Raw genomic sequence first — 3935 nt, forward strand, 5'->3', positions numbered from 1 at the left:
CGCGGTGCTCGCTGTCCGTACGGGGCGGGCGGGGCGGGGCGCGCGGGCGGGACGGGGGGCAGGTAGGCCGTCGCCTCGCTCGCCGACTCCGGCGGGAGCGCGGGCTGCACGGAGGTCTCCCAGGTCGGCGCCTGCCACGTCTGGGTCTGCTGCATGTCGTCCGGCCGCTGCCCCTGCCCGGGCTGCTGACCGGTGGTCCACTGCTCCTGGGGCTGGGGCTGCCCGTACGGGTCGTACGGCTGATTGCTCATGGTGTGGGGTTCACCCTCCTGCGAACGGCGGGAGCACCTCGACCGTGCCGCCCTCGGCCAGACGTACCGTCTCATGCGGACGGGTCCCCACGGGATTCCCGTCCACGAGGAAGGAGGAGCGGTCCAGGACCCGGACCAGCTCTCCCGGATGGCGGACACGCACCGCCGCCAGGGCCTCCGCGAGCGTCGTCGCCTCGTACGGCTCCTCGGCGGTCCCCGCCGCGGCCTTCGCCGCCGCCCAGTACCGCACCGTGCCCACTGCCACGCCGCGCTCCTCTCCCGGTCCGCCCCGCACGCGCGGGGCGTCCATCATGCCCCCGCCGTGCCGCCCGTCCGCTCCGCCCACCGCCACAACCGCCCCAGCAGTGCCTCGTCCGTCGCGTTCTCCGCGTGCCCCATCCCGCGCTCGATCCACAGCTCGCCGTGCGTCCCCGCGGCCCGCTGGAGCGCGCGCGGGTGGTCGAGCGGGAAGTAGGGATCGCGGTCGCCGTGCACGAGCAGGAGCGGCACGGGGGCGATGTACGGGGCCAGCGCGGTCGGCGACAGGGGCACCGGGTCCCAGTCGCCCGGCCTGATCCGGGTGCGGAAGCCGAGCCGGCCGACCGTGCGCCCGAGCCGGCCGGTCACGAGCCAGTGCAGGCGGCGCATGGGCGCCGTCCCCCGGTAGTACCAGCGGGCCGGGGAGCTGACGGCGATGACGAGATCGGTGCGGTCCGCGCGGCTCCCCGCCGCGACGACGCGGTCGGCCTCCGAGAGCGGTACCGGAACGGCCGGGGCCGAGGGGGCGGACGCGGCAGACGGGGCCGCCGGAATCGCAAAAACCGCCGCAGCCGCCGATTCCGCCCCCTGCGTCCCGCCCCGCGCTTCCGTGCGCCCCCCGTTCGTACCGGGCGCCGCCTCCGGCGTGGTCCGGGCCCGGAGCCGGGCGAGCCCGTGGAGGCCCGCGTGGCGCAGGACGACGGAGCCGCCCATGGAGAAACCGAGCGTGATGACGCGGCTGTGTCCGAGTGAACGCGCCCAGGTGACGGCGGCGGCGAGGTCGAGGACTTCGCTGTCCCCGACCGTGGAGCGGCCCCCCGAGCGCCCGTGCCCCCGGAAGGAGAAGGTGACGACCGCCGCGTGCCGGGCCAGGACGTGGGCGGCACGCCGTACCTGCGGCCGGTCCAGGTCGCCCGTGAAGCCGTGCGCGAGGACCACGACGGGCCCCCCGACCGGCCCGGGACCGGGCTCGTACGCCGCGTCGATCCGTACCCCGTCCGCGGCCCGCAACCGGGCCCGCGCCCGGCGCGCGCTCCGCGCCCCGGCGCCCGCCGCCGCCGGGCCGCCGCGTCCGGAACCTGCCGCCGTCGCGCTCATGTGGGCTATTCTCCTCGGCAGAGGACCTGGGCAGCGAAGCCCCCGGGTCCTTTCGTGCTTTCCGGCGCGTTGTATACGACCGGCCCCCGCCGGGTGTGTGCGGCGGGCCGCGAGGGCGCGGGGCTCCCCGGGGACGCGGGGGCCCGTGGCTTCCCCGTACGAAGAAGTGCCGCATATCCCGGCCGCGCACCGGCCGGGGACCCATCGGTACCGAGGAGGAACCTGTGATGGGCGAGCGAGACGCACACCATTCCAGCCGGCCCCGCACGACCACGGAGGCAGGTGGCCTCCGATGAGTTCCCTGCTCCTCCTGACCAACGCCCTCCAGCCGTCCACGGAGGTCCTGCCCGCTCTCGGCCTGCTCCTGCACAACGTGCGCGTCGCGCCCGCCGAGGGGCCCGCGCTCGTGGACACCCCGGGCGCCGACGTGATCCTGGTCGACGGCCGCCGCGACCTGCCGCAGGTCCGTTCCCTGTGCCAGCTCCTGCGGTCCACCGGACCCGGCTGCCCCCTCCTGCTCGTCGTCACCGAGGGCGGCCTGGCGGCCGTCACCGCGGACTGGGGCGTCGACGACGTCCTCCTGGACACGGCGGGCCCGGCCGAGGTCGAGGCGCGGCTGCGGCTCGCGACCGGCCGCCGCCAGAACGCCGCCGACGACAGCCCCATGGAGATCCGCAACGGCGACCTCTCCGTGGACGAGGCCACCTACAGCGCGAAGCTCAAGGGCCGGGTCCTGGACCTGACCTTCAAGGAGTTCGAGCTCCTCAAGTACCTCGCGCAGCACCCGGGCCGCGTCTTCACCCGCGCCCAGCTGCTCCAGGAGGTGTGGGGGTACGACTACTTCGGCGGCACCCGCACCGTGGACGTCCACGTGCGGCGGCTGCGCGCCAAGCTCGGCCCCGAGCACGAATCCCTCATCGGCACTGTCCGCAATGTGGGATACCGCTTCGTGACTCCTGAGAAGCCGGAGCGCGAACGGACGGAGAAGAACCCGGCCGGGCCGGCCACCGCCGAGACGCCGGGGGACGCCGGGCCGGAGCCCGTCGTGCCGGAGAAGAGCGAGGTCAGGGCCACCGCCCCGGCCGAGGGCTGAACCGCTCGGCGTCCCCGTGCGCGGCGCCCGCCCACGGCCCCGCTCCGGGCCCTGGGCAGCGCTTTCACCCCGCGTAGACTGCCGGGCGTGGCCAAGGTGACGCGGGACGACGTGGCGCGGCGGGCGGGGACTTCGACCGCCGTCGTGAGCTACGTCATCAACAACGGACCCCGGCCGGTCGCCCCGGCAACCCGCGAGCGTGTGCTCGCCGCGATCAAGGAGCTGGGCTACCGGCCCGACCGGGTCGCGCAGGCGATGGCCTCGCGCCGCACCGACCTCATAGGGCTCATCGTGCCGGACGCGCGCCAGCCGTTCTTCGCCGAGATGGCGCACGCGGTCGAACAGGCCGCCTCGGAGCGCGGGAAGATGGTCCTGGTCGGCAACTCCGACTACGCGGACGCCCGCGAGGTCCACTACCTGCGGGCCTTCCTCGGGATGCGCGTCGCGGGGCTCATCCTCGTCTCGCAGGGCCCGAGCGAGACGGCGGCGGCCGAGATCGACGCCTGGGACGCGCGCATCGTGCTGCTGCACCGGCGCCCCTCGCCGATCGACGACGTCGCGGTGGTGACGGACGACGTGGGCGGCGCGCAGCTCGCCACCCGCCACCTCCTCGAACACGGCGCCCCCTACGTGGCGTGCCTGGGCGGCACGGAGCAGACCCCCGCCGAGGGCGACCCGGTCTCGGACCACGTCGAGGGCTGGCGCCGCGCGATGACGGAGGCGGGGCTGCCGACTGCGGGCCGCCTCTTCCAGAGCCCGTACAACCGCTACGACGCCTACCGGGTCGGCCTGGAGCTGCTCGCGGGCCCGGACCGCCCCCCGGCCCTGGTACAACCGCTACGACGCCTACGATCGGCATCCTGCGCGCGGCCCGCGAGCTGACCGCCCCCCGGCCCTGGTCTGCGCGACGGACGACCAGGCGATCGGCATCCTGCGCGCGGCCCGCGAGCTGCGCATCGACGTGCCCGGGGAACTCGCGGTGGCGGGCTTCGACGACGTGAAGGAGGCGGCCCTCACCGACCCGCCCCTGACGACGGTCGCCTCCGACCGCACGGCGATGGCGCGCGCCGCCGTCGATCTCGTCCTGGACGACGCCCTGCGCGTGACGGCACCGCGCCGCGAGCGGCTGCGGGTGTACCCGTCCCGGCTGGTGATCCGGCGGTCCTGCGGCTGCGGCTGAGACCGGCCGCGGGGGAATCCCGTTCCGGGGAGGGACTGTCCCCGGCGGGCGTCCG

The 3935-nt window shown here is 75.7% G+C and carries 3 protein-coding genes and 2 pseudogenes; 2 read left to right on the forward strand and 3 right to left on the reverse strand.

The features are described from left to right. The 3 genes and pseudogenes from SSBG_RS13015 to SSBG_RS13025 form a co-directional block, all read right to left on the reverse strand. Positions 1-251: pseudogene (locus SSBG_RS13015) on the reverse strand (hypothetical protein); the annotation flags it as partial. A 10-nt stretch (positions 252-261) separates the two neighbouring features. After that, complete coding sequence (locus tag SSBG_RS13020) at positions 262-516, reverse strand: MoaD/ThiS family protein (protein ID WP_008746604.1); 255 nt, start codon at positions 514-516, stop codon at positions 262-264. 44 nt (positions 517-560) lie between these two features. Next, a complete protein-coding gene (locus tag SSBG_RS13025) occupies positions 561-1607 on the reverse strand; it encodes an alpha/beta hydrolase (protein ID WP_037869661.1) in 1047 nt (348 codons plus the stop codon). Between the two features lie 292 nt (positions 1608-1899). Here SSBG_RS13025 and SSBG_RS13030 point away from each other — a divergent pair, with 292 nt between their 5' ends. Both SSBG_RS13030 and SSBG_RS13035 read left to right on the forward strand, forming a co-directional pair. After that, entirely contained in the window at positions 1900-2700 is an 801-nt protein-coding gene (locus tag SSBG_RS13030; RefSeq protein WP_008746606.1) for a response regulator transcription factor, read from the forward strand. Positions 2701-2787: 87 nt separating this feature from the next. Next, positions 2788-3880, forward strand: a pseudogene (locus tag SSBG_RS13035) (LacI family DNA-binding transcriptional regulator). Positions 3881-3935: the final 55 nt, after the last annotated feature.

This window comes from Streptomyces sp. SPB074, from assembly GCF_000154905.1.
GTDB lineage: Bacteria > Actinomycetota > Actinomycetes > Streptomycetales > Streptomycetaceae > Streptomyces.